Annotated in this window: 26 protein-coding genes; 14 read left to right on the top strand and 12 right to left on the bottom strand. The window is 74.3% G+C overall.

What is annotated here, in order from left to right; genetic code table 11:
• Nucleotides 1-148: 148 nt before the first annotated feature.
• The 3 genes from EV378_RS08875 to EV378_RS08885 are packed head-to-tail and all read left to right on the top strand — an operon-like array spanning nt 149 to nt 2551.
• On the top strand, nt 149-709 hold the full coding sequence (locus tag EV378_RS08875; protein ID WP_132422547.1) for an RNA polymerase sigma factor: 561 nt from the start codon (nt 149-151) through the stop codon (nt 707-709).
• A complete protein-coding gene (locus EV378_RS08880) occupies nt 706-1266 on the top strand; it encodes an Asp23/Gls24 family envelope stress response protein (RefSeq protein ID WP_132422548.1) in 561 nt (186 codons plus the stop codon). Before EV378_RS08875 ends, EV378_RS08880 begins: the two co-directional genes overlap by 4 nt.
• A gap of 55 nt (nt 1267-1321) precedes the next feature.
• Complete coding sequence (locus tag EV378_RS08885) at nt 1322-2551, top strand: cytochrome P450 (RefSeq protein WP_132422549.1); 1230 nt, start codon at nt 1322-1324, stop codon at nt 2549-2551.
• 1 nt (nt 2552) lies between these two features.
• Here the strand turns inward: EV378_RS08885 and EV378_RS08890 are convergent, their stop codons facing one another.
• Nucleotides 2553-3692, bottom strand: coding sequence for an erythromycin esterase family protein (locus EV378_RS08890; RefSeq protein WP_165922202.1), 1140 nt, complete (start codon nt 3690-3692; stop codon nt 2553-2555).
• A 52-nt stretch (nt 3693-3744) separates the two neighbouring features.
• On the opposite strand from EV378_RS08890, the gene EV378_RS08895 reads away from it, so the two are divergent.
• A complete protein-coding gene (locus EV378_RS08895) occupies nt 3745-4464 on the top strand; it encodes a MerR family transcriptional regulator (protein WP_132422551.1) in 720 nt (239 codons plus the stop codon).
• Nucleotides 4465-4587: 123 nt separating this feature from the next.
• Here EV378_RS08895 and EV378_RS08900 read toward each other — a convergent pair whose 3' ends face one another.
• Together EV378_RS08900 and EV378_RS08905 are read right to left on the bottom strand one after the other, a co-directional pair.
• Nucleotides 4588-5781 carry a cytochrome P450 gene (locus EV378_RS08900; protein WP_132422552.1) on the bottom strand — a complete coding sequence of 398 codons (1194 nt, stop codon included), beginning with the start codon at nt 5779-5781 and terminating at the stop codon, nt 4588-4590.
• A gap of 183 nt (nt 5782-5964) precedes the next feature.
• Nucleotides 5965-7845, bottom strand: coding sequence for an MFS transporter (locus EV378_RS08905; protein ID WP_341540414.1), 1881 nt, complete (start codon nt 7843-7845; stop codon nt 5965-5967).
• 87 nt (nt 7846-7932) lie between these two features.
• On the opposite strand from EV378_RS08905, the gene EV378_RS08910 reads away from it, so the two are divergent.
• The gene (locus EV378_RS08910) at nt 7933-8595 is read left to right on the top strand and encodes a TetR/AcrR family transcriptional regulator (protein ID WP_132422554.1); all 663 of its coding nucleotides are present in this window, start codon (nt 7933-7935) and stop codon (nt 8593-8595) included.
• A complete protein-coding gene (locus tag EV378_RS08915) occupies nt 8592-9401 on the top strand; it encodes a mycofactocin-coupled SDR family oxidoreductase (protein ID WP_132422555.1) in 810 nt (269 codons plus the stop codon). Before EV378_RS08910 ends, EV378_RS08915 begins: the two co-directional genes overlap by 4 nt.
• A gap of 6 nt (nt 9402-9407) precedes the next feature.
• Here EV378_RS08915 and EV378_RS08920 read toward each other — a convergent pair whose 3' ends face one another.
• Both EV378_RS08920 and EV378_RS08925 read right to left on the bottom strand, forming a co-directional pair.
• Nucleotides 9408-10235: an SCO6745 family protein gene (locus EV378_RS08920; protein WP_132422556.1), complete on the bottom strand. Its 828-nt coding sequence runs from the start codon at nt 10233-10235 to the stop codon at nt 9408-9410.
• The gene (locus tag EV378_RS08925; protein WP_132422557.1) at nt 10235-10843 is read right to left on the bottom strand and encodes a PaaI family thioesterase; all 609 of its coding nucleotides are present in this window, start codon (nt 10841-10843) and stop codon (nt 10235-10237) included. Before EV378_RS08925 ends, EV378_RS08920 begins: the two co-directional genes overlap by 1 nt.
• A 180-nt stretch (nt 10844-11023) precedes the next feature.
• On the opposite strand from EV378_RS08925, the gene EV378_RS08930 reads away from it, so the two are divergent.
• The 3 genes from EV378_RS08930 (at nt 11024) to EV378_RS08940 (ending at nt 12920) form a co-directional block, all read left to right on the top strand.
• Complete coding sequence (locus EV378_RS08930; RefSeq protein WP_132422558.1) at nt 11024-12163, top strand: inorganic phosphate transporter; 1140 nt, start codon at nt 11024-11026, stop codon at nt 12161-12163.
• A gap of 13 nt (nt 12164-12176) precedes the next feature.
• Nucleotides 12177-12419 (top strand): hypothetical protein, encoded by a 243-nt coding sequence (locus EV378_RS08935; RefSeq protein WP_132422559.1) that lies wholly within the window; start codon nt 12177-12179, stop codon nt 12417-12419.
• A gap of 111 nt (nt 12420-12530) precedes the next feature.
• The gene (locus tag EV378_RS08940) at nt 12531-12920 is read left to right on the top strand and encodes an ANTAR domain-containing protein (protein WP_132422560.1); all 390 of its coding nucleotides are present in this window, start codon (nt 12531-12533) and stop codon (nt 12918-12920) included.
• 105 nt (nt 12921-13025) lie between these two features.
• Here EV378_RS08940 and EV378_RS08945 read toward each other — a convergent pair whose 3' ends face one another.
• From EV378_RS08945 to EV378_RS08965, 5 genes are all read right to left on the bottom strand, one after another.
• The gene (locus EV378_RS08945) at nt 13026-13298 is read right to left on the bottom strand and encodes a hypothetical protein (protein WP_132422561.1); all 273 of its coding nucleotides are present in this window, start codon (nt 13296-13298) and stop codon (nt 13026-13028) included.
• A gap of 308 nt (nt 13299-13606) precedes the next feature.
• Nucleotides 13607-14143, bottom strand: a complete 537-nt coding sequence (locus tag EV378_RS08950) for a bifunctional nuclease family protein (RefSeq protein WP_132422562.1) — start codon at nt 14141-14143, stop codon at nt 13607-13609.
• 141 nt (nt 14144-14284) lie between these two features.
• A complete protein-coding gene (locus EV378_RS08955; RefSeq protein WP_132422563.1) occupies nt 14285-14863 on the bottom strand; it encodes a type 1 glutamine amidotransferase domain-containing protein in 579 nt (192 codons plus the stop codon).
• Nucleotides 14864-14916: 53 nt separating this feature from the next.
• Nucleotides 14917-15420: a GNAT family N-acetyltransferase gene (locus EV378_RS08960; RefSeq protein WP_207908619.1), complete on the bottom strand. Its 504-nt coding sequence runs from the start codon at nt 15418-15420 to the stop codon at nt 14917-14919.
• 483 nt (nt 15421-15903) lie between these two features.
• Entirely contained in the window at nt 15904-17127 is a 1224-nt protein-coding gene (locus EV378_RS08965; protein WP_132422564.1) for a glycosyltransferase family 4 protein, read from the bottom strand.
• 137 nt (nt 17128-17264) lie between these two features.
• Between EV378_RS08965 and EV378_RS35265 the strand changes: the two genes are divergently transcribed.
• Nucleotides 17265-17423 carry a hypothetical protein gene (locus tag EV378_RS35265; RefSeq protein WP_165922203.1) on the top strand — a complete coding sequence of 53 codons (159 nt, stop codon included), beginning with the start codon at nt 17265-17267 and terminating at the stop codon, nt 17421-17423.
• Nucleotides 17424-17654: 231 nt separating this feature from the next.
• On the opposite strand, the gene EV378_RS08970 is transcribed toward EV378_RS35265, so the two are convergent.
• The gene (locus tag EV378_RS08970; RefSeq protein WP_132422565.1) at nt 17655-18770 is read right to left on the bottom strand and encodes a baeRF2 domain-containing protein; all 1116 of its coding nucleotides are present in this window, start codon (nt 18768-18770) and stop codon (nt 17655-17657) included.
• Nucleotides 18771-18854: 84 nt separating this feature from the next.
• On the opposite strand from EV378_RS08970, the gene EV378_RS08975 reads away from it, so the two are divergent.
• From EV378_RS08975 to EV378_RS08990, 4 genes are all read left to right on the top strand, one after another.
• Nucleotides 18855-19250 carry a TOBE domain-containing protein gene (locus EV378_RS08975; RefSeq protein ID WP_132422566.1) on the top strand — a complete coding sequence of 132 codons (396 nt, stop codon included), beginning with the start codon at nt 18855-18857 and terminating at the stop codon, nt 19248-19250.
• A gap of 43 nt (nt 19251-19293) precedes the next feature.
• Nucleotides 19294-20799 carry a DHA2 family efflux MFS transporter permease subunit gene (locus tag EV378_RS08980; RefSeq protein ID WP_132427629.1) on the top strand — a complete coding sequence of 502 codons (1506 nt, stop codon included), beginning with the start codon at nt 19294-19296 and terminating at the stop codon, nt 20797-20799.
• Nucleotides 20800-20887: 88 nt separating this feature from the next.
• Nucleotides 20888-22009 carry a sensor domain-containing diguanylate cyclase gene (locus EV378_RS08985; protein ID WP_132422567.1) on the top strand — a complete coding sequence of 374 codons (1122 nt, stop codon included), beginning with the start codon at nt 20888-20890 and terminating at the stop codon, nt 22007-22009.
• Between the two features lie 82 nt (nt 22010-22091).
• Nucleotides 22092-22358, top strand: coding sequence for a hypothetical protein (locus tag EV378_RS08990; RefSeq protein ID WP_132422568.1), 267 nt, complete (start codon nt 22092-22094; stop codon nt 22356-22358).
• Nucleotides 22359-22363: 5 nt separating this feature from the next.
• Here the strand turns inward: EV378_RS08990 and EV378_RS08995 are convergent, their stop codons facing one another.
• The gene (locus tag EV378_RS08995; protein ID WP_165922204.1) at nt 22364-24019 is read right to left on the bottom strand and encodes a GMC oxidoreductase; all 1656 of its coding nucleotides are present in this window, start codon (nt 24017-24019) and stop codon (nt 22364-22366) included.
• Nucleotides 24020-24046 lie beyond the last annotated feature (27 nt).

Raw genomic sequence — 24046 nt, forward strand, 5'->3', positions numbered from 1 at the left:
GGACACCACGGGAGCCCGATCCCGCACGGCGGCGGCCGCATGACGCCGGTCACCCTCCGGTCCGGGAGACGGCCCGTGGCCGCGGTGTCCTACCGTGCTCACGCAGAGACCACGCGCCGGACGAGGTGGCTGCAGGAGGACCGTCGAGATGGCCGACAGGGGTGGTCGGGACGGCCTGGACGAGCAGGCCGACGACTGGCTCATCTCCAAGGCACGGACCGGCGACGTCGACGCCTACGAGGTGCTGGTCCGCAGGCACCGCACGCGCATCTACCGGATCGCCCTGCGCATGCTGTCCGACCCGCACGACGCCGAGGACGTCGCCCAGGACGTCGTCATCCAGCTCTGGACGGCGCTGGTGGGCTTCGCCGGCGAGAGCTCGTTCACCACGTGGCTCTACCGGGTCGTGGTGAACCGCTGCCTGAACACGGTTCGACGCCGAAAGCCCACCCGGGAAATACTCGAGACCGACGCCCCTGCCGAGGCGGGAGCCGACGAGCAGGTGCTGGCCCGCGACCGCGCGCGGGCGGTCATGGCCGCGGTCGCGGACCTGCCCGACGACCAGCGCGCGGTGCTGGTCCTGCACCAGTTCGAAGGCCTGACCTACCAGGAGGTGGCGACGATCCTGCGCCTGAGCGAGCCGACGGTCCGCGGGCGGTTGCACCGGGCCCGTCGCAGCCTGATGGAGTCCCTGCGGAGCTGGTCGTGACGGCTGCAGAGCGACTCACGTGCGGACGCGACGCGGACGCGATCCTGGAGCAGGTCGCGGAGGGCCGTGCCGCCGAGCGGGACGACCACCAGCTCGACTGCCCGCACTGCCAGGCAGCGCTCGGCGAGTACGACCGGCTCTGGGCGCCGGTCCGGGAGTCGGCCGCGGAGCCGGTCGCCGTGCCGGACAGCGTCGTCGAGACCGCGCTCGGGAAGATCCGGGCGGCGATGGCGCGCCCGGACTTCGGGCTGATCGAGTCACCGCAGGGCGTCACGCGGATCTCCGCACGCGTCGTCGTCGCGGCCGCGCGGCGGGGCGCGCAGGAGATCCCCGGGGTCCGGGTCGCGCTGTCGAAGGAGGTCGACGAGCCGGGCCGGGTCACGGCGGGGGTCGCCGGCACGAGCACGGCCATCCAGATCACGCTGGCCGCGGACTACGGCCACGACCTCGTCGCGCTCGGCGAACAGGTCCGCGGCGCCGTGAGCGACACCGTCCGCCGGCTGACCGGTCTGGAGCCCGCGCACGTCACCGTGGTGATCGACGACGTGTTCCGCTGAGTCCCGCCGGTCGCCTTTCTCGGCAGTGAGTGCCAACAAAGTCTAGGATGGCCGTGTGACCGCACCGCGCACGCCGACGATCAGCCGTCCGTTGCCGCCGGAACTCCTCGAGCGGGACCTCCGCTGCCCGTTCGACCCGCCAGCGGAGCTGCGCCGCCTGCACGCCGAGGCCCCAGTCGCACGGACCCGCCTGGCGAACGGGAACGAGGTGTGGGTGGTGACCGGCTACGACGAGGCCCGCGCCGTGCTCGCGGACACGCGGTTCAGCTCGGACTCGTTCCGGCGGGCGGACGCGACCCGTCCGGAGCCACCGCTCGGCCCGGACGAGCCCCGCGGCGACGGGATGTTCATCTTCATGGACCCGCCGGAGCACACGCGGCTGCGCCGGCTGCTGATCGGCCAGTTCACCGTGCGCCGGATGCGGGCGCTGGAGGAGCGCGTCCGGGAGATCGCCACCGACCTGATCACGGCCATGCGCGACGGCGGGGACCGGGCCGACCTGGTGCCGTCGTTCTCGCTGCCGCTGCCGTCGCTGGTGATCTGCGAGCTGCTCGGCGTCGACTACGCCGACCGCGCCGAGTTCCAGGACCGCACGGCCGTCGCGCTGAACCTGAACGCGAGCGACACCGAGCGCGCCGAGGCGAGCGCCGCGATCTACCGCTTCATGCAGGGACTGGTCGCGCAGAAGCGCGAGCACCCGGCCGACGACCTGCTCTCCGGCCTCGTGCACGACACCGAGGCCGCGCTGACCGACCGGGAGCTCGTGGACATCGCGGTCACCCTGCTCGGCGCCGGGCACGAGACGACCGCGAACATGCTCGCGCTCGGCACGTACGCCCTGCTGGAGCACCCCGACCAGCTCGCCGCGCTGCGCGACGACCCGGAGCTCGGGGACTCGGCCGTCGAGGAGCTCCTGCGCTACCTGTCGATCATCCACACCGGACCGAAGCGGGTCGCCACCGAGGACGTGGAGCTGGGTGGGGTCACGGTCGCGGCCGGGGACACGGTGCTCGTCTCGGTGCCGGAGACCAACCGGGACGCCGGGCACTGGCCGGAGCCGGAACGGCTCGACCTGAGCCGCGGACGCACGCCGCACCTGGCGTTCGGGCACGGCGTGCACCAGTGCCTCGGCCAGCAGCTGGCGCGCGTGGAGCTGAAGATCGGGCTCACCGAACTGCTCGCCCGCCTGCCCGGCCTGCGCCTGGACGTCCCGGCCGCGGAGGTCCCGCTGCGCACGGACATGATCGTGTTCGGAGTGCACGCACTGCCGGTGGCCTGGGACTGAGCTACCGGGCGTCGGGCACGAACAGCACGGCGTCCAGCTCGTCGAGCACGGCGTCGTCGAGCGGGAAGTAGGCCGGGCTCGTCGTCGCCCGCCTCGGGCGGCCGCGCGGGATCGCGCCCGTCGGGACGACGCGGGCCTCCTGCGCGGCGAGCCACGCCTCGATCGTGTCCTGGCCGGCGTCCTCGACCCCGTCGAGACGGCCCACGGCGGTGCCGACGGCCAGGTAGTCGGCACCGAGGCGGTCCGACAGGTGGGCGCCCGCCGGCTGCCATCCGACGTCCATCGGTCCCATCGCCATCCGCGCCGACCCGGTGCGCAGGTGCAGGTTGTGCCCGGACGCCAGCGTCCGCCGGCGGGCGGACAGTGCCTGCAGGTTGTCGGCCATCATCGCGTCGCGCAGGCCGGACAGCCGGCTCCAGCGGAGCGCGTCCGCGAGCGGCTCGGCCATCGCGGAGTGGTAGGCGAGCAGGCCGGTCGCGCACCGGGCGGCGAGCGCGGCATCGTCGACGGCGTCCCGGCCGGCCACCGGCACCAGCGCCGGGATCGTGCAGGTCAGCGTGCGGGCGAGATCGTCGGCCAGCGTCCGCAGCTCCCGGACCCGGTCCTGCGACCCGACCGAGCGCGATGCGTCCGTCGCGGCGGCCGGGTCGATCCACGGTGCATCGTCGCCGAGCAGCCCGTCGAGCGTGTCCCAGCCGGCGACCGGGACCCCGTGATCGGTCAGGAACGCGTGCAGGTGCGCCAGCGTCGCACGTGGACTCTCGGCGAACATCATCTCCAGCGGCCCGTCGAACCCGGTGACGTGCACCTGGCCCTCGGGTGCCCGGCCGGCGTTGTGCGTTCGGGCCCACTCGAGCAGCTCGCGGTTCGGCGCGAACCGGCCGAAGTCGTGCGTGATGCCGCGGGCCAGCACGTCGTCGAGATCACCCGGCCCGCCGCGGACCCAGGCGTCGACGAGGCGCCCGGCCCAGCTGCTGCTCTCCAGCGCGATCGTGCGGAAGCCCGCGTGCTCGACGAGGTGGCGGAGCACGTCGTTGCGGCTGCGGCCGAACGCGTCCGACCCGTGCAGCGGCTCGCCGAGGCCGATCAGCCGCGGGAGCGAGGGGGCCGTGTCCAGTACCAGCTGACCGGGGGTGCTCATGTGATTCGACGGTATCGTTGAACACTCGATTGGCACTTCTGCCGCTTTGACCATGAGACACACCAGACAACCCTCAACCGGAGGAACACTGCGACCGATCGACCTGGCCCGCGAGCACGGCCTGTCGACGCAGGCCGTCCGGAACTACGAGGACGCCGGCGTGCTGCCCGCGGCAGGCCGCAGGCCGTCCGGGTATCGCTCGTACACCGACCGGCACGCTGCCGCGCTGCGCGCGTTCCTCGCGCTCGTCGCAGGCCACGGACACGCGGCCGCGCGGGCGATCATGGCGGCGGCCGTCGAGGGGCGGATCGGCGACGCGCTCGAGCTCGTCGACCGCGGCCACGTCGACCTGCTCGACCGGCGCCGGGTCCTCGACGGCGTGCAGCGGGCCCTCGCGGGTCTGTCCGGTGTGGACGGGTCACCCCACGGGGACGACCGTCCGATCCCGGTCGGCGCACTCGCCCACCGGGTCGGGCTCCGGCCGGCGACGCTCCGGCGATGGGAGCGAGCCGGGCTGCTGCGCCCGGCGCGGGACCGTGCCGGCCACCGCCTCTACGGCGCGGCGGACGTCCGGGACGCGCACGTGATCCGCGAGCTGCGCCGCGGCGGGCATCCGCTCGCGCGGATCGGTCCGCTGCTCGACGAGCTACGGGACGCCGGGAACACCACGGCACTCGCCGACGCGCTCGCCGAACGCCGCGAGGCGCTCACCGCCCGCGCTCGCGCCATGCTGCGCGGGGCGGGCCTGCTGGACGCGTTCCTTGCGACCTAGGAGACCTTCTCCGCCTCGGCCACCCGCTTCACGACCTCCAGCACGCTGTCCGGGTTCAGCGACATCGTGTCGATTGCGCACGACGTTCTCGCCGAGCCCCCACGCCGCGTTGAGCACCATCGATCACCACGTGACGGGCAGCCGCACCAGTCCGTGGATCGCGCGGTGGGTGGCCCACTCGACATCGTCGTCGGCGACGGCGAGCCGCAGGTCCGGGAAGCGCCGCAGCAGCGCAGGGAACGCGACCCGCATCTCCATCCGCGCCAGCGGGGCGCCCAGGCAGTGGTGGACGCCGTGCCCGAACGCGACGTGGTTCGTCGTGCGGCGCGTGACGTCGAGGCGTTCCGGGTCGTCGGCGACGGCCGGGTCGCGGTTCGCGGCGGGCAGGCTGAACGAGACGAGGTCGCCGCGGCGGATCGTCACCCCGTCGATCTCCACGTCGCGACGCGCCAGCCGCGGCGAGCCGGAGTTCACGATGGACAGCCAGCGCAGCAGTTCCTCGACGGCGCCGGACACGGCGTCCGGCTCGTCGCGCACGAGCGCGAGCTGGTCCGGGTGGCGCAGCAGCGCCAGCGTCCCGAGCGCCAGCATGTTCGACGTGGTCTCGTGCCCGGCGACCAGCAGCAGGTTCGCGACGCCGACGAGCTCGGCGTCGGTCATGTCGTCCGAGTGCTCCCGGATCAGCATGCCGATCAGGTCCTCGCCCGGGTCACGACGGGCGCGGGCGACGAGGTCCTGCATGTAGGCCAGCGCCTCGGCGGCGAGCGCGACCCTCTCCGGCTCGGGCAGCGTCGTGTCCAGCTGCTTCGCCGTGCGCTCCTGGAACTCGTCCTGGTCCGCGGCGGGGACGCCGAGCAGCTCGCAGATCACCAGCGACGGGATCGGCAGCGCGAACGTCGCGACGAGGTCGCCGGGCGGACCGTGGCGCTCCAGCGCGTCCAAGTGGTCGTCGACGATCTCCACGATCCGCGGCTCCAGCCTGCGCATCCGCCGGACCGTGAACTCCGGCGTGAGCATCCGGCGCAGGCGCGTGTGGTCCGGAGGGTCGAGCGAGAGCAGGTTTCCGGTGCGGTCGCCGGAGAGCTGCCGCGGGTCGCGGGCGGAACCGATGTCCTCCGCGGTCCAGCCGTTCGCAAACGCGTCGGCGTCACCGAGCAGGGTGCGGACGTCGGCGTGCCGGGTCAGCAGCCAGGCCGACGGCCCGAACGGCGTCGGGATCCGGGTGAGGCCGTCGCGTTCCCGCAGCGCCGTCGCGTCCGGTGCCGGGCCGAACCCGTGACGGCGCAGGTCGACGCGCGTGATGTCGGTGTCGGTCACGGGTGCTCCTCGTGTGGTGGGGCGGCCGGGTGTGTTCGGGCGGTGGGGCGGCCCGGTGTGTTCGGGCGAGCGCCGAGGTGAACGTGAGCGTCGTCCGAGCCGGCCGTGACGACCGTGGTGTTCATCTCGGCGCCCGCGGCGTCACGGTGATCACCGATCCGGTGCGCGGCACCCGGACGACGATCACGTGCGTGCCGGGTGCCGCTCGGTGTCGACGGCGTGCTCCGGGCCCGGACCGGCCTCGGAACCGAGGGCGGCGGTGCCACGTGTGAGGCGATGGCCGTCGTCCAGGTCCACGTCGCGGGCCTGGGATCGCGTCGGACCGAGGTACTCGACGTGCGGACGGCCGTCCCAGCGCAGTACGAGCAGGTGCGGGGTCCCGGTGTCGGCGAGCTCGATCGCGTAGCTCCCGGCCCGGTCCGTGCGGCCACGCCCGAGCTGGCGGCCGTCGGAGCGGACGACGGTGACCACCGCGTCGTCGGCGGGCGCGCCGGCGTACCGGACGACTCCGGCCACCACGTCGGCGGTACGGGCCGGTACCCGCGGTGATCCGGCCGGTTCCGCTGCACCCACCGGAACCGGGTGGCCGTCGAGATCGCCGGGGGCGTGGCCGGCCCCGTCGGCACCCGGCGCGTCGGCCGTCGCCGGCTCCGGGGTACCGACGGCCACCGCCGCGTCGACCGGGGGCCTGCGCGGGATGAACGCGGTGATCACCACGGCCACGACGGCGGCGCCCGCGCCGAGCACCATCACGATCAGGAACGCGTTCTCCGACGGCACCGTCACGCCCGCCGCGCGCGTCGTGAGCTGGGCCAGCAGCACGCCCGCGACGGCGCTCGCGGTGGACGTGCCGATCGCGCGCATCAGGTTGTTCAGGCTGTTCGCGGCCGCCGTCTGGGTCACCGGCACGGCCGCCATGACCAGCGACGGCATCGCGCCGTAGGCCAGACCGATCCCGGAGCTGATCACGATCGCGGACACGACGAGCTGCCAGATCGCGGAGTGGAACAGTGCCCCGACGACGTACCCGACGGCCACCACGGCGGCACCGATCATCAACGTCGTCCGCGGGCCCGACGCGGCCGAGATCCTCGCGGACAGCGGCGACATCGCGATCATGCAGAGCCCGCCGGGCGCCAGCACCAGCCCGGCGACCACGATCGACTGGCCGAGCCCGTACCCGGTGGCGAGCGGCAGCTGCAGGAGCTGCGGGAAGACCAGCGACATCGCGAACATGGAGAAGCCCATGACGATCGACGCGATGTTCGTCAGCAGCACCTGACGGCGGCGGGTGACCCGCAGGTCGACGAGCGGCTCGCGGTTGCGCACCTCCCAGAGACCGAACAGCACCAGGGCGACGACGAACCCGCCGAACAGCCCGAGCGTCGTCGGACTCCCCCAGCCCCACGTGCCGCCCTTGGACACGGCCAGCAGCAGGCAGACGAGCGCGACGGCGAGCAGCAGGGCGCCCAGCACGTCGAAACGGCCGCCGGTGCGTTGCGGCGACTCCGGGACGATCGCCAGGACGGCGACGAACACCATCGCGCCGAGCGCGCCGGAGCCCCAGAACAGCCAGTGCCAGTCCGCGTACTGCGCGACGAGCGCGGCCAGCGGCAGCCCGAGCGCGCCGCCGACGCCGAGCGAGGCGCTCATCAGGGCGGTGGCCGAACCGAGCTTCTCCGGTGGCAGCGCGTCGCGCATCAGGCTGATCCCGAGCGGGATGACGCCGACCGCGAGGCCCTGCAGCGCGCGCCCGACCACCATCGGGATCAGCGAGCTCGACAGCCCGGACACGACGGAACCCGCGACCAGCACCGCGACGCAGAACAGCAGCATCCGCCGCTTGCCGAACATGTCGGCCAGCCGCCCGACGACGGGCGTCGCGACGGCCGCCGCGAGCAGCGTCGACGTGACCACCCACGCCGTGTCGGCGGCGGGGGCGTTCAGCAGCGCCGGGAACTGCGGCACGAGCGGGACGACCGTCGTCTGCTGCAGCGACACCGTGATGCCGCCCAGGGCGAGAACGGGTACCAGCGCCGACGTGCGGGCGGTGGGACGGGACAAGATCGGCCTCCAGAAGTCCGGGCTGGACCCAACCTAAATCATGCGATTGAATTAAGCGAGAGCGGGCTATCACTGCGGAGGTGACCGATGGCGGCGCGCGCACGCACCGACCGGAGCGCCGGGACCCGGGAGGCGATCCTGGACGCCGCCGAGCGCCTGTGCGCCGAGCAGGGCGTGCACGGCGTCTCCAACCGGGCGATCGCGGAGGCCGCGGGCCAGGGCAACACGGCCGTCGTCGGCTACCACTTCGGGACGAAGACCGACCTGGTCCGTGCCGTCGTGCACCGGCACGCGGAGCGGATCGAGCACCACCGCGCGCGGCTGCTGGACCGGCTCGACGAGCACAGCGGCATCCGGGACCGGGTGGACGCCCTGGTGCGGCCGACCGCGCTGCACCTGGCCGAGCTCGGCTCCCCCACCTGGTACGCCCGGTTCGGGGCGCAGGTCACGACGGACCCGGCGCTGCGCGAGATCATGGCGACCGAGGCGCTCGAGTCCCCCGCGCTGTCCCGGCTGCTCCGCGGTCTCAACGCCTGCCTGCCGCAGCTGCCCCTCGAGGTGCGCCTGGAACGCGGCGACGTCGCGCGGCTGCTGATGGTCCACCAGTTCGCGGAGCGCGAGCGGGCGCTCGCGGACGGCCTGCACACCCCCCGCGCCACCTGGGACGACGCGGCGACCGGCCTGGTCGACGTGCTGGTGGCCGTGTGGACGGCCCCGGTCACCCGGGAACACGACGAGGAGATGGCATGAGGATCGAGGCAACGGTCGCGCTGGTCACCGGCGCGGCACGCGGTCTGGGCCGCGCGTGCGCGGTGCGGCTGGCGGCCGAGGGCGCCGACGTGATCGCGGTCGACGTGTGCGGGCCGCTGCCCGGCGTCGACTACGACTCCGCGGAACCGTCCGATCTGGACGAGACGGTCGCGCTGGTGGAGAAGGAGGGCCGACGCGCCGTGCGGGTCCAGGTCGACGTGCGCGACCTCGACGGGCTGCGCGCGGGCGTCGACGACGGCGTCTCGCGGCTCGGGCGGCTGGACACGGTCGTCGCGAACGCGGGCATCTGCATCCCGCGGGCCTGGGACGCGGTCACGCCGGAGATCCTGCGGGACACGCTCGACGTGAACGTCGTCGGCGTGTGGAACACGGTGATGGCGGGCGCGCCGCACCTCGTCGAACGTGGCGCCGGGTCGATCGTGGTGATCAGCTCCGCGGCCGGCCTGAAGGTGCAGCCGTTCATGGTCCCGTACACGACGAGCAAGTTCGCCGTGCGCGGCATGGCGAAGGCGTTCGCGGTCGAGCTCGGGCGGCACGGCGTGCGGGTGAACACCGTGCACCCCACCGGCATGACCACCCCGATGGGCACCGGTGAGATGCAGTCCGCGCTGGGCACGGCGATGGCGACGGACCCGCGCCTGGGCGGGATGTTCACGAACCTGATCCCGGTGCAGGCCGTCGACCCCGACGACGTCGCGCGCTCGGTGCTGTTCCTCGCCTCCGACGACAGCCGCTACGTCACCGGACACGAGCTCGCGCCGGACGCGGGCGTCACCGAGTTCTGAGACCCCTCAGCCGAGCCCGACCGGGTTCCCGGCCGGAAGGTCCCCGGCGACCGCCGCGGCGAGCGGGTCCAGCAACCCGGCGAGCCGCTCCGAGCGCTCGCGGCCCAGCGCCTCCCACGGCACGACGGCGGCGGCGTCGGTGAGGCGTTCGATCTCGTCGCGCTCGGCGGTGCCGGCGTCGGTGAGCCGGCCGTCGTCGTCGGTCCACCCGCGCTCGCGCAGGTCCGCACCCGCGGCCGCCCACTGCTCGTCGGACCACCTGCGGGACCGACGGAGCATGTCCGGGTCGGTGCCGCCGGCGGCGAGCTTGAGCAGGTGCGCGTGCACCGGTCCGATCCCGCGCGTGACCAGGACCGCGACGTGACCGTCACCGCGGTGCTCGCGCAGCGTCGTCGCGGCCTGCCAGAGCGCGCGCACCGGGTCGTCGGGGCGCTGCAGCGCGCGGTTCGCGGCGCCGAGCACGCGTCCCGGGTCGTCGGCGGCCTGCGCGGCCGTCCACGCCAGGTCGGCCGCTTCCGTGACGTCCACATCGGATCCCCACAGCCGTCGCAGCGCCTCTGCCGTGCCGGCCGCCCGCGCCTCGAGGGCCAGCTCCGGCGTCGCGTAGGACCACGCGTCCGGCAGCGCGCGGGTGATCGTCGACGGCGGGAACCCGTGGAACGCGGCGATCACCGGCGCGGGCCCCACCGGCCCCAGCGGCGCGACCCGGAACGCGACGTAGCCCATCCAGTAGCCGCGCATCCCGATCGCGTCGGCGGCGGTGCGGGACTCCGGGCTGAAGTAGACGACGTCGTGGATCGGCTCGAGTCGTCGCCACAGGTCGCGGGCCGTCATCAGAAGGTCCTCCAGCGGGGGTAGGTCCAGCGGTAGTCACCGGCGACGAGCCCGACCGGCCGGTCACCGTCGTAGAGCACGCGGGCGTCGTTCGCCGGTTCCGGCGGCGGGTGGCCGTCGCGACGGGCCGCCTCCGCCAGCGCGCGGTAGAGCGGCTCGTCCGCCGTCGCCGGACGCTCGCCGGTCAGGCTGGCCGCCGGGTACGGGTCCGGCGGCGCGACGATCAGCTGGACGCCGACCGTGCCGAGGAACGCGCCGTCGCGCTCCCGGGTCAGCCGGGCCGTGCAGGCCTGCAGGCGACGCGAGCGGCTCTCCCGCACGGCCGTCGCCACGACGACGTCACCGAGCCCCGCCCCGCGCAGCAGCTGCACGTGGAACGAGGTCCCCACCCACGTCTCCCCCAGGTCCGGCGGGTTCGCGAGCAGTCCGACGGCGGTGTCGGCGAGTGTGAACAGCACGCCGCCGTGCCCGATCAGGCCCTGGTTGAGGTGCGACTCGCCGATCCGCAGGCGACACACGACCTGGTCCGGGGCGTCGGTGGCGTCGGCCGTGTCGGTGACGAGCTCGATCCCGAGCAGTTCGGCGGCAGCCATCGGTGTCCCGGTCACGTCAGAGTTCTACCCCGCAGCCGCCGATCCCGGCCGACGCGGGGGATAACGACCCGATCGTCACGTTCAGTGATCGTTGTTGCCAGCTGTTCACCGACGTGACCCTTTCGCGGCGCATCGCTCGCCGCCGGTCCCGACAAACCCTGTTCCGGGCAACGGGGTACGGGAGAGGACTGTCTGATGGACGTGTCGCTGATCGTGATCGTGGTCGTGGTGACCGCGCTCGCGTTCGACTTCACCAACGGGTTCCACGACACGGCGAACGCCATGGCCACGTCGATCGCCACGAGAGCCATGCCGCCACGGATCGCGGTCGCCGTGGCCGGGATCCTGAACGTCGTCGGCGCGTTCCTGTCCGTCGAGGTCGCGAAGACGATCTCCAGCGGGCTCGTCGACGACACGAAGATCAGTCCGGTAGTGATCTTCGCGGGGCTGGTCGGCGCGATCCTCTGGAACCTGGTCACCTGGCTGCTGGGGCTGCCGTCGAGCTCGTCGCACGCGTTGTTCGGCGGCCTGATCGGCGCGACGATCGTCGCGGCCGGGTTGGGGGCCGTGAAGTTCGGCGCGGTCGTCTCGAAGGTCGTGCTCCCGGCGGTGATCTCCCCGATCCTGGCCGGGATCATCGCCATGATCGCGACGTACCTGGCGTACCGGATGACCGAGCGCTCGGACCCGGAGACCGTCTCGAAGGGCTTCCGGGTCGGCCAGATCGTCACGGCGTCGACGGTCGCGCTCGCGCACGGCACGAGCGACGCGCAGAAGACCATGGGCGTGATCACGCTGACGCTGGTCACCGCGGGCGTACTGGCCCCGGACGCGGGCCCGCCGTTCTGGGTGATCGCGTCCTGCGGCCTGGCCATCGGACTGGGCACCTACCTGGGCGGATGGCGGATCATCCAGACCCTCGGCAAGCGGGTCAGCGACATCCAGACCCCGCAGGGCTTCGCGGCCGAGGCCGCGTCCGCGTCGGTCATCCTGACCTCGGCGCACCTCGGGTTCGCGCTGTCCACCACGCAGGTCGCCACCGGCTCGATCTTCGGTGCGGGCGCCGGTCGCCGGCTGGCGACGGTCCAGTGGGGCGTCGCGGGCCAGATGGCGATCGCCTGGATCCTGACGCTGCCCGCCGCCGCGATCGTCGGCGCCGTGAGCGCGTGGGCCGCGTCGACGGGCGTCGTCGGCACCGTCCTCGTCGCCGTCGTGCTGGTCGCCGCCGCGGGCGGCATCTACGCCTGGTCCCGCCGCAACCCGATCACCGCGGACAACGTCAACGACGTGCCGTCGGTCGACGAGCAGACCCCGGCCGCGGCCGGGCTCGCCTGAGAGGAACACCGACATGAAGATCGACTGGGCCGCCCTCGGGCTGGTCAGCGTCGTGTCACTGGCGATCGGCGTGGTCGTGGTGGTGCTGTTCGCTCTCGGCACCGTCGGGCTGGCTGCCCGCCGGACGACCGTCGGCGGACGGCACGACGGGCAGGGTCCGACGCTCGGCCGCACGACCGGGTCCGCGATCGCCGGCGTGTGCTTCGCGGCGTGCGCCGCGATCCTCCTGTACGGGCTCTACCTGATCGCCGCCTGACCGGCCCGGCAGCCGGCGGATCCCCACAATTGGTGAGGCCGCGCGGCCTGTTGCAGGGGGATCATGGCCGCCCGCGGTTCCCCGGCCGCGGTGTGACCTCGGAGGCGCCGGGTGCCGCGTCGCACGGACCTGCTCTCGGTCGTCGTCGCCTGCGACGACGTGGGGCTGCGCGAACGCGTGGTGGCAGCACTGGGCAGGGCGGGCGGGATCGACGTCGTCGCCGCGATCGACACCGTCGGGATGACGCCGTCCGCATCCCGGCTGCGCCCGGACGTCGTCGTGCTGGTCAGCCCGCGGCCCCGGCACCTCGACCTGGGGCGGATCAGCACGCTGACCAGGGAGGGGTCGAAGCGGCCGTCGGTCGTCGTGCTGCTGGCCGACGAGCCGGACGCGGTCGGGGAACGGGCACGCGCGGCCGGGGCGGCACTCGTCGCGCCGGTGCCCGCGGGGGACGCCGGTGATCTGGTCGACGAGCTGGTGCGCCTGCGCGGACCGCGCTGACCCGAGCCGGACGATGATCAGCCGGTTCGGAGGCGGACGGCCACCAGCGGCCGCGATCCTCCGCACGCCGCGATCACGGTCCGGCGGCCGCTGCCCGGACCGGCGTCAGGCCGCGGGAAGCTTGCGAAAGCTCAGGCTGACCGGCAGGCCCGGCGCGACGTCCGAGACGCGCGCCCGCACGCCCGCGGCGACGTCGGCGGCATCGGCTCCCGGTCCGACGACGATGCCGAGGACGATCATCGAGCTGTTGATCCGGATCCCGATCACCGGGCCGGCCTCGGTCGGCGTCACGATCGTGCCGAGCGGACCGGAGTGCAGCCCCGACACGTCGGGGCACGTGCCGATCCGGTCGGCGACGTTCCTCGCGTCCAGCGACATCCTCGGCCCCTCCCCACCGTCTGCGTCGTCATCATGCTGGCGAGGGCCGTGCGCCGTGTGCGTCGGCGAGGGGAGTCGCGGCTGAGGGTGTCTTCCGGTCGGTCAGCGGCACGCGTGGATGGTCGGCCGGTCGAACGGGCACCGGCAGCGGTCGAACGGAAACGGCCGCTGCCGGTGTCGGACATTTACGGACGGCCCCCGAGGCTGCTACGGCTCAACCTCAGGGACCTGGGGCGACAGTGCGGCCCGGGCTCCACCCCGCCACCCTCGATTGCAGAGGTACCCGCCGGGCCGCCGGTGAAACGGGCTCAGGGATCCCGCTCGAAGTCCGACGGCGACACGTCGTCGAGCATGCGGCGGAACCGCTCGACGTCCGCCTCGTCGACCGGTCGTTCCCCCTGCGGGAGCGGGGAGCTCCCGCCGGAGTCCGGGTCGTCGCTCGTGACGACCGAGCCCGGCGGTACACCCGCGCGATCGAGCACCGCCTCCGTCGCCTCGATGTCGACGCCGGCGCGGAGGGCGAGCGCGATCGCGTCGCTGGTCCGCGAGTCGATCCGCAGCCCGCCGTCGACGACCAGCTCGGCGTGGAACACGCCGTCGCGCATCTCGGTGATCGTCACGCCGGTCAGCGTCCGGCCGAACGCGTACAGGACCTGCCGGATCAGGGTGTGCGTGTCCGGGCGGGGTGGGTCGGCGCCACTGCGGGCGGCGACGACGGCCGCCGCGTCCGGCTCGGCCATCCAGACCGGCAGGATGCGTCCCCGGCCGTCGATCTCCTGGAGCAGCACGATCGGCTGCGCCCACCGGGCGTCGATGCCGATCCCGTGGACCTGTACCTGAACCACGACGAGTCGACTACCCGGCAGACGCCCGCGGAAACGGCGCAGCGCCGCACTCGTGGGCGCGGGGCCGCGACCGGCCGGGGACCCGCCCGGCGTGCACGACGACCTCGAGTGACCTGGCGACCGCTGTCGCCGTGCTCGAACTCAGGCGGTCGCGCCCGCCTGGCGCACCGGGTGCCTGCCCTCCGCGAACTCCTCGACGAGCTTGGCGCAGAACGCGTCCAGGTCGTCCGGAGTACGGCTGGTCACCAGCGCCTCGTCGCAGACGACCTCCTCGTCGACGACGGTCGCGCCGGCGTTGCGCAGGTCGGTGCGGATGTTCGGCACCGACGTCAGCGTCCGGCCCTTGACGACGTCCGCCTCGACCAGCGTCCACGGGCCGTGGCAGATCGCCCCCACCGGCTTGCCGGCCTGGACGAACGCCTTCACGAACGCGACCGCGTCCGCGTTGCCGCGCAGCGTGTCCGGGTTGACCGTGCCGCCGGGCAGGATCAACGCGTCGTAGTCGTCGGCGGACACGTCCGTGACGGCCTTGTCCACCGTCACCTTGTCCGCCGGGTTGATGTCGGCGTTCATCGACTGGATCGTGCCGGTCGACAGCGACACCAGGTCGGCCTGCGCGCCGGCCTTCTCGACGGCCTCACGCGGCTGCGTGATCTCCACGAGCTCGACGCCGTCGGTCGCCAGGATCGCGACCCTGCGTCCGTTCAGTTCACCCGCCACGGGTTTCTCCTCTCGATCGCGTGCTGGCAGGCGTGTTCCCGCTGGGGAGCGTCTCAATCGGCCAGATGGACGGCCATCAGCAGTGTGGAGCGCAGCGATCCGTCACGGCGTCGGTAGTGGTCCCGTCGCACGCCCTCCACGACGAAGCCCGCCGCGGTGTACAGCGCGATCGCGCGGGCGTTGTCCACCCACGCCTCCAGCTCGACCTTGTGCACGTCGTTCGCGCGGGCGTGCGCCAGCGCCGTGTCCAGCAGCGCCCGACCGGCGCCGCGCCCGCGTGCCTCCGGCAGGAGCGCCATCGCCAGGTCGAGCACCCCCGTCGGGCCGGGCGGGAACACCAGCGCGAACCCGCCGACCCGTCCTCCGACGTCCACGACCCAGACGCCGGTGGGGTGCTCGGCCGCGACACCCGCGCCGTAGCGCTCGCGCAGCATCTCGCGGTCCACCGGGTGCTGGGCGCCGAGCGACCCCTCCGGCGCGACGATCGCGACGACGTCGACCATTCCCTCGACGTCGCCAGGGGTCGCCTGCCGGGGTGCGCCGATCTCGTCCGTCACGGAGCACGACGCTAACGCCGCGCCGCGGAACCGGAGGCCCGTCCAGCGACGACGGACACCGACGACGTGGCCGTGCAGCGCCGCGGCAGCCGGCCCGAGCGGGTGGCGGCGGGCCGCGGGATCCCGAACGGCGGGTGCGGCGGCACGTCGACCGGGTCGCGGACGTCCACCGCCGGTCCCGGGCGATCCAGCACGGTCCAGCACCGACGCGGCGACCAGCGCGAGCCGAGACCCGCGGCGAGGAGCTCCCGCACGCCTTGCGCCCTCCGCGGTCCGGCGCGCTCCGGCGCGGTCCGGCGCGGTCCGGCGCGCTCCGGCGCGGTCCGGCGCGGTCCGGCGCGCTCCGGCGCGCTCCGGCGCGGTCCGGCGCGGTCCGGCGCGGTCCGGCGCGGTCCGGCGCGGTCCGGCGCGGTCCGGCGCGGTCCGGCGCGGTCCGGGCGCGATTCAGCCGGGTCCGGCCTGGGCCGGCCGGCTCGGCCCGGTTCAGCCGGCCGCGGCCGCCAGGTCGCGGTCCTCCGGCGGGGCCCCGGTCTCGGGTGCCGGCACCACGATCGGCTCCGGCACCACCGGGTGCAGCTCGCCCATCGCCTCGAGGTAGACGCCGAGTGCACTCGCCGCGATCCGGGACCAGGGATACCGGGCCAGCACACGGTCGCGGCCCGCGATACCGAACGCCTGGACGCTCGTCGGGTCGGCGAGCACGGAGCGAATCGCCGACCCCAGCTCGGCCGGATGTCCCGGGCGCACCAGGACGCCGGTGACGCCGTCGACGACGACGTCGGACTGGACACCGGCCGCCGCTGCGACCACCGGGCGTCCGCAGGCCATCGCCTCGAGCACCGTCGCTCCGCATCCGCCGTCGCGCGACGGGCAGACGACGACATCCGCGGACCGCATCAGCTTCACCACGTTCTCCTGGGCGACGGCACCGAGGAACCGCACCCGGCGGCCGACGCCGCAGCGCGCGGCCAGTTCCTGCAGCCGGGTGAGGTCCGGGTCGCCCTCGCGACCCGGTTCCGGCCCGCCCGCGAGGAACAGCTCCGTCTCCGGCGACTGGCGCAGCGCGGCGATGGCGTCCTCCGCGCCACTGCCCGGCTCGAGCGAGCCGACGACCACGACACGGGACCGATCGCCCCGTCGCAGCGAGTCGCCGTCGGACGACCACTGTTCGGCGTCCACGCCGGGCGGGACGACCCGCACCCGCGAGCGCGGCGCGCCACGGCGCAGCAGGTTCTCCCGCTGCGCGTCGCTGCCGGCGAGGACCCGCTCCGCGCGGCGCAGCAGCACGTCCTGGGCGGTCGCGTCGTGACCGTCCACAGTGCCCGGTGCGGTGACGGCGGTGACGCTCTGCACGAGCGCGACGCCGACGGCGCCGGCCGCGTCCGCCGTGGCGACGCCCGCCGGGCCGTCGAGCGCGTGCACGACGTCCGGCGGGCTCTCCCGCCACGACTGGACGAGATGCTCGCGCAGCACGCCCGGAACGTCCGGTACATGTTCGACGGACGGCCCGGACGGCCCGGACAGCCCGGACAGCAAGGTCACGGGCGTCCCGGAGCCCAGCCCCGGATGACAGGTCACGGTGACCTCGTGGCCACCGGCCGCCAGTGCACCGCCGAGACCCCGCACCTGGAGCGCACGGCCGGACCAACCGGGGCGACCCGGGGCGGCGAGGACGTCGAACTCGGAACACACGAGATGGATACGCACGAGAACTCCTTGCGCACGCGATGTTTCGTCACGGCGCAGCTGGCTCTACGCAACTGTCCGGCGTGGACCCACCGGACGCGATGACCCGACCGTAACGCCGCTGTCCGACGAACGCATCCCCGATACCGCTGCGGCGCATGATCGATCGCCGGGCGGACTCGCGGACCGGGCCGCACCGGCTCGACCTGGCGGCCCGGGTGGACGACGATCCGGACGTGCCCGGCCCGGTGGACACGCTCGTCCCCGAAGCACCGAGTTCCGGCGCCGCTGCGGGCGCGGTCCGGGCGGAGCGATGACCGCCCCGTCCGGCGGCCGGTGTGGATTCCGCGTCGCGCCGCTGCGCACCGACATGGCCGGTATCGACCGGCAGCCCGGCGACCCCGCCTGCGCGCGCTGCCGTCGGTGACGGTCGTGCCGCTGGCCCGCCGGAACGCGGTCCCGGCCGGGTGAGCGGCGGCACGCGGTCCGGTGACGTCGGCGACGTCGGTGAGGAGGCGCGAGTGCGGCCCGATCCGGATCGATCCGGATCAGGACGCCGGGCCGACCGGGAACCGCAGCAGGGCACCGACGCCGGCGCGGAGCGTCACGTCGTCGTCCGGGCCGGTGAGCACGAGATCGCCGTCCGCGGCCGCGACGGCCCTGATCACCGCGGGCACGGCGGCCACCCGAGCGTCCGGATCGGTCCCGAGCGCGGTGAGCTCGTCGCGGTCGGCGGCGAGCTCGGACGGCTCGCCACGGGCACCGATCCAGACCTCGTCGTCCGGCGCGGCCGCCGGGTCCAGCACGAGTGTGTCCACCGCCTGGGCGCGGACGGCGGCGAGCACGTCGGCGAGCCCGGTGACCGCGACGCCGTCGGAACGGCCGGCCGCGGCGGCGAACCGCTCGACCGACTGCGCACGCCGTGCCTCACGCAGCGCGTCGGCAGCGGTGAGCAGCGTGGCCGGGAGGTCGTCCGGGAAGTCGCCACCGGAGTGCTCGACCTCGTACACCAGCTCGGCCGTGTGCGGCGAGAGCTCATCGAGCAGCCGTGCCCTGGCGGGCGAGGTCCCGGTCAGGACGATCTGCTGGGCCGCGGAGCCGGAGGTGATCTTCTCGACCCGCTCGGCGACGGCGCGCGCGTTGCGCTTCCAGGTCTCCTCGACCCGGGCGTCCGCGCCGCCCTCGCCGGGCCCGGCCGTGTTCGCCTTGTGCACCGGCCCCGCCGAGTCGCCCGTGACGTCCTCGACCTCGGCGTCGCCGGGCCCGCGGACCTTGCCCCCGGTGTCGTCGACGAACACGGCGACGGCCCGGATCTCCTCCGGAACGGCGGCGGTGACGGTCGTCAGATCGGGTACATCCGACCACGTCGCGGTGCCGGAGCCGGACGGCGGGACCTCGACGAAGCGGTCGAGCAGCAGCCCGCCGGACCCCGCCACGAGCACCCGCGCGGCCGTGCCGTCCGGCGGGTCGCCCGCGTCCACGGCGTCGTCGAGGACCTGCAGCACACGGTCCTGGGCGCCCTGGCGTTCCAGGTCGTCACGCAGGTTGCGCCAGCGCAGGCGCACCTCGTCGGGGCCCTTCGGCTCGTCGCTGGTGGCGTCCAGCACGACGGTCGCGAACGGACCGGGGTCGTCGGTCAGGGAACGGAGCCAGTTGAGTCGCATCCCCGCGGCCGTACCCGTGACGACCGCGCGGAAACGCCGGGGGCGGAACCGGTCCGCGGACGGACCCGTTCTAGCATCAGTGACGTGCCGCACTTCCGCATCGCCCAGGCGGCGAACCTCCTCGGCGTCAGTGACGACACCGTGCGGCGCTACGTCGACAGCGGGTCGCTTCCGGTCGAGCTGGACGCGTCGAACCGCAAGGTGATCGACGGCGCCGAGCTCGCCGCGTTCAGCCGGGACCAGACGCACGCCGCGACCGCCCCGATGGCCCCGACGTCGGCACGCAACCGCATGGTCGGGCTCGTCACCTCCGTCATCGCGGACACCGTGATGGCCCAGGTCGAGCTCCAGTGCGGGCCGCACCGGGTCGTGTCGCTGATGAGCAGCGAGGCGGTGGCCGAGCTCGGGCTCGAGCCCGGCGTGCTCGCCGTCGCCGTCATCAAGTCGACGAACGTCGTCGTGGAGACGCCCAGCCGTTAGCGCCGCTGGCTAACCTTCCCCCGTGACGGTCACCGACCTGCGGATGGGAACGGCCGCCGGCCGCTGGGTGCTGCTGGCCTGTGTGCTCGGCTCCGGCATGGCGATGCTCGACTCCACGGTCGTGAACATCGCGCTGTCCCGGATCGGCGAGGAGTTCGGCGCGTCGTTCGCGGGTCTGCAGTGGACGGTCAACGGCTACACGCTGACGCTGGCCGGGCTGATCCTGCTCGGCGGTTCGCTCGGGGACCGGTTCGGACGGCGGCGGATCTTCCTGGTCGGCGCCGTCTGGTTCGCCGCGGCGTCGCTGCTGTGCGGGCTGGCGCCGTCGGTCGAGGTGCTGGTCGGGGCCAGGGCGCTGCAGGGCGTCGGCGGTGCGCTGCTCACGCCGGGCAGCCTCGCGCTGATCTCGGCGTCGTTCCACGGGCGCGACCGGGCGGCCGCGATCGGCGCGTGGTCCGGGCTCGGCGGCGTCGCCGGTGCGCTCGGCCCGTTCGTCGGTGGCTGGCTCGTCGAGTGGTCGTGGCGGGCGGTGTTCCTGATCAACCTGCCGATCGCGGCGATCATCGTGGTGGTCGCGCTGCGGCACGTACCGGAGTCCCGGGACACGTCAGCGGTCCAGCACCTCGACGTGCCGGGGACGCTGCTCGCCGTCGTCGGCCTCGGCGCGCTCACCTGGGCACTGACCGCCGCGGGCGAGTCCGGAGCCGACCCGGCCGTGCTGGTCACCGGCCTGGCGGGCGTCCTGGCGCTCGTCGCGTTCGCGTTCGTGGAGCGACGGTCCCCCGCCCCGCTCGTGCCCGGCGAGCTGTTCGCCTCCGCCCGGTTCACGGCGGCGAACCTGGTCACGCTGCTGATGTACGCGGCGCTGGGGCTGCTGTTCGTGCTCGTCGTGCTCCAGCTGCAGGTGGTGGGCGGGTTCAGCCCGCTCGCGGCCGGGACGTCGATGCTGCCGGTGACGGCGCTGATGCTGCTGCTCTCGGCCCGGATGGGGGCGCTCGGCGCGCGGATCGGTCCGCGGGTCCCGATGACCGTCGGGCTCGTGGTCGCCGCGGCCGGGGTCTGGCTGCTGTCGCTGATCGGTCCCGGCACGTCGTACCTGACGGGCGTGCTGCCCGCCGTCGTCGTGTTCGGGCTGGGGTTGTCCGCGGCCGTGGCGCCGCTGACCACCGCCGTGCTGGACGCCGCGGACGACCGGCACGCCGGCGTCGCGTCCGGGGTGAACAACGCCGTCGCCCGCGCGGCCGGGCTGCTCGCCGTGGCCGTGATCCCCGCCGTCGCCGGGATCTCGGGCGACGACTGGACCGACCCGGTCCCGTTCGGCGCCGGGTTCCGGATCGCGATGCACGTCGCGGCGGTCCTGCTGCTGGCGGGTGCGGTGCTGTCCGCGACGCTGCTCGGGCCGCCGCGGAATCGGCGGGGCGGGGCGGGCCGGGACGAGGCGAGCCGGGACGGCGCGGTCCGGGACACGGGGTGCGGCGACCGGCACTGCGGCGTCTCCGGCCCACGTCCGGTGCCCGCCCACGAGGAGGAGAGCCACCCGTCCGCGTAGATTACTACGCAGCGTAGGCAGTATCGTCCGTCGACACCGCCGACGAGGTGAAGGCTCCGGCGGCAGGCGGACCTGAGGGGGCCCGGCCGTGCTGTCTGCGTCGGACGTCGCGCACTCGGGCACGCCGGACCAGCCGCCGTCGCGGACGGTCACCTCGTCGTCGCTGACAGCGGTCTCGCGGGCGATCGAGGAGTGGGCGCTGGCGACGCCGGACGACCCGCCGCTGATGGTCGTCGCGCTGTTCCAGCGCCCGCCGTACTTCGTCCGGGCCGCGCACGTCTACGCGCGCCTGGCCCGGATGTCCGGGGTGACCGTGGCCGCGTTCGCCGGTGACGCACCGTCGTCGTTCCCGGAGGGGCTCGTCCACGTCCGTCTCGCCGACGACGAGCCGCTGGTGCGCGAGTGGAGCGTGACCGTGCTGGGGCGGCGGTCCGGCGCCACGGTCGTCGCACACGACCTGGAACGGGTCGACGGGTCGGCCCGCTCGCTGGAACGCGGGCGCACGTTCACCGCCCGCTGGTCGTTCCGCCGGACGGCCGCCGTCGCCGAGTTGCGACGGCTGCGGGCCGCGCTGGGCACCCGGCTGCCCGGTGACACCGCGATCGACCGCGCCCTCGACGCCGACGAACCGGACTCCGGCGCCGACCGGCGGCAGGAGGCGGCGATGGCGGTCGTGCTGGACCGGCTCGCCTCCCAGCGACGGCGGGCCGACCGGGCGCTGAGCGAGCTCGACGACGCCGTGGCGGGCGCCGAACGGGACCCGCAGAGCGGGCTCCCGACCAGGGCGTTCCTGGACCGGTGGACGGCCGGATCGGCGTCCGGCACCCTGCCGGTCGGACTCGCGCTGTTTCGGGTGCACGAGCTGTCCCTGGTGCGCGCCCGCCACGGCGTCCTCGCCGAGCGGGAGGTGCTGGAGGCGGTCGCGCGCGTGCTGCGCGGCTACGTCGTCGGCGCCGACCGCGTCGTGCGGGTCGGGCGCGAGGAGTTCCTGCTCGTGCTCCCGTCGCGCAGCACGGAACAGCTGGCCCGGTGGACCGAGCGGGCGCGGGCCGAGATCGGCGCGCTGTCCGGGGCTCACCCGTTCGTGCCAACCCCGGCGTCGGCGGTGATCACCCGCACACGGCTGCGCCCGTTGCCGCTCGGTCCACTGTGGGCGGCACTGGACCGGGCGGTGGAGACGGGCGTCCCGGTCACCGAGCTCGGCGGATGACGGCTCGTTTCGCCCGGAGAGTCCGAATCGGACCGTCGGGCCCACCCAGCAGGGACACCGCGATCATGCGAGGGTCCCGCGCATGATGTTGACGCTCGTCGCCGGTCACGCCCCGATGCTCGCGCACTGGGCGGACACCCACCCCGCGCTGGCGGACGCGCTGGCGCAGGGCGGCGTCGGCGACGCCCTCAAACGCGCGGGCAAGGCGATCCTGTGGTTCCTGTTCGGGATCTTCGTGGTCGGGGCGATCGTCGGGTTGCTGGTCGGCTTCTTCATCGGTCGCGCCGTCGGCCGCAACAACCCGGCGCCCGCGGACAGCGGCGTGGACAGCGGCGTGGACGGTGGCTGACCGGCTCAGCTGATCGCGTCCGCCGTCCGGCAGGCCAGCGCGACCAGCACCAGCGTCGGCCCGACCGCGCCCGCCGTGGGGAACACGGCGCTGGACACGACGTGCACGTTCGGTGTCCCGTGGACCCGGCAGTCGGTGTCCACGACCCCGGTCCGCGGGCTCGCCGACATCCGCAGCAGCCCCATCTGATGGGTGCCGTCGGTCATCGGCAGGTCCGCGACGCGCGCCACGTCGTCGAGATCGACGGTGGCCAGACCGGCGCGCTCGAGCTCCTTGCCGATCAGGGTCAGCGACGTGGCGATGCTCTGCCGGTCGGTGTCCGAGACGGAGTAGTCCACCCGGAGCCTGCGCTGGCCCAGCGCGTCCCGGTCGCGGTCCAGCGTGACGCGGTTCTCCGGGTCCGGGGTCTGCTCGGCGTCGAAGCGCAGCCGGCAGTGGCCCGAGTCCAGCGGCATGAACGACGGCAGGTGCCGCGCGCCGGTGAGGCGCGGCCGCGCCCAGCCCGCGGTGAAGCGGGCCACCCGCAGCGGGTCGGCGACGACGTTGCGCACGTGCTGCCCGATGTCGGTCGTCCCGGTGTACTGGGCGTGCGTGCCGGACGTCTTGAACCCGCCGCGGACCCGGCCCATCCCCCAGTACGTCAACGCGAACGTGGACAGCAGCGCGTCGTGGTGCCCCGCGTCCTTCGGGTCGGCGAACCACAGCGCCGCCTTGAGGTTGCGCAGCCGCTGCGCCTGCTGGACCTGCGGGGACAGCGCGAGCATGCGACGGGCGTAGACGCCGTCGGATGTCACGCGGTAGCCGAGCCCGAACGCCCGCCCGGCCTCGGTCAGCCGTAGCCGCCCGACCTCGCCGACCGGGTGCGTCATGTAGTGGCGGCCCACCTGGTCGTGCTCGTTGCCGATGCCGGGGCCGAGCCCGCTGCCGCCGTAGCCGTCCGAGGCGAGCAGGATCCGCGCCGACTCCAGCCCGCCGGCCGCGAGCACGAACTCGCGCGCCCGGACCCGGATCTCCAGACCGCGGCGCGGCACGACGACGGCTTCGCTGACGCCGGAGCCGGCCCCGGATCCGTCCGGGTCCCTGTCCAGGCGGGCGACCGTCGCGTGCAGGAACAGCCGCAGCCGGCCGGTGGTGGCCAGCGACTCCACCCGCGGGCCGAACTTGGTGGGCGGGCTCCACCGCCACAGGTCGTCCCAGCGCAGCGCGTCGCTCGGGCGGGCGCCGTGGGGCACACCCGGCATCCCGGACGTCGAGGCCGACCAGTCCGGCCCGCCGGCGTCGAGGTGGCGCACGGCGCGGCCGTAGAAGGCCCGCAGCTCGTCGTGCCCGATCGGCCAGCCGGACTCGGGGACCCAGTCGCGCTCGTCGAGGTCGAGATCGTCGAGCGGAGCACAGCGGCCTCCCCACACGCCGCTGCTCCCGCCCAACCGCTTCTGCCGCACGGCCTCCAGCGGGTCGTGCGCACCGGCGCCCGCGACCCCACGATAGGTGTCGGTGGCCGTGCGGTCGCTGCCGTCGCCGCCGCCCTCGAGCACGATCACCCCGATGCCGCGGTCGGCCAGCTCGGCCGCCACGGTGGCGCCCGCCGGCCCACTCCCGATCACACAGACCTCGGTCTCGAACACCGATCCGGGCAGCGCCCGACGCGCATCGATCAGCATGGCGTGCATGTCCTTCCGCCGTATCGG

Source organism: Pseudonocardia endophytica, assembly GCF_004339565.1.
Lineage (GTDB): Bacteria > Actinomycetota > Actinomycetes > Mycobacteriales > Pseudonocardiaceae > Pseudonocardia > Pseudonocardia endophytica.

Coding starts and splice junctions, on each gene's coding strand:
- EV378_RS08970 (WP_132422565.1), bottom strand. CDS start 18,770: ATGCGACTCAACTGGCTCCGTTCCCTGACCGACGACCCCGGTCCGTTC.
- EV378_RS08930 (WP_132422558.1), top strand. CDS start 11,024: ATGGACGTGTCGCTGATCGTGATCGTGGTCGTGGTGACCGCGCTCGCG.
- EV378_RS08895 (WP_132422551.1), top strand. CDS start 3,745: ATGAGACACACCAGACAACCCTCAACCGGAGGAACACTGCGACCGATC.
- EV378_RS08990 (WP_132422568.1), top strand. CDS start 22,092: ATGATGTTGACGCTCGTCGCCGGTCACGCCCCGATGCTCGCGCACTGG.
- EV378_RS08910 (WP_132422554.1), top strand. CDS start 7,933: ATGGCGGCGCGCGCACGCACCGACCGGAGCGCCGGGACCCGGGAGGCG.
- EV378_RS08890 (WP_165922202.1), bottom strand. CDS start 3,692: ATGAGCACCCCCGGTCAGCTGGTACTGGACACGGCCCCCTCGCTCCCG.
- EV378_RS08980 (WP_132427629.1), top strand. CDS start 19,294: ATGGGAACGGCCGCCGGCCGCTGGGTGCTGCTGGCCTGTGTGCTCGGC.
- EV378_RS08915 (WP_132422555.1), top strand. CDS start 8,592: ATGAGGATCGAGGCAACGGTCGCGCTGGTCACCGGCGCGGCACGCGGT.
- EV378_RS08995 (WP_165922204.1), bottom strand. CDS start 24,019: ATGCTGATCGATGCGCGTCGGGCGCTGCCCGGATCGGTGTTCGAGACC.
- EV378_RS35265 (WP_165922203.1), top strand. CDS start 17,265: ATGATCGATCGCCGGGCGGACTCGCGGACCGGGCCGCACCGGCTCGAC.
- EV378_RS08920 (WP_132422556.1), bottom strand. CDS start 10,235: ATGACGGCCCGCGACCTGTGGCGACGACTCGAGCCGATCCACGACGTC.
- EV378_RS08945 (WP_132422561.1), bottom strand. CDS start 13,298: ATGTCGCTGGACGCGAGGAACGTCGCCGACCGGATCGGCACGTGCCCC.
- EV378_RS08935 (WP_132422559.1), top strand. CDS start 12,177: ATGAAGATCGACTGGGCCGCCCTCGGGCTGGTCAGCGTCGTGTCACTG.
- EV378_RS08875 (WP_132422547.1), top strand. CDS start 149: ATGGCCGACAGGGGTGGTCGGGACGGCCTGGACGAGCAGGCCGACGAC.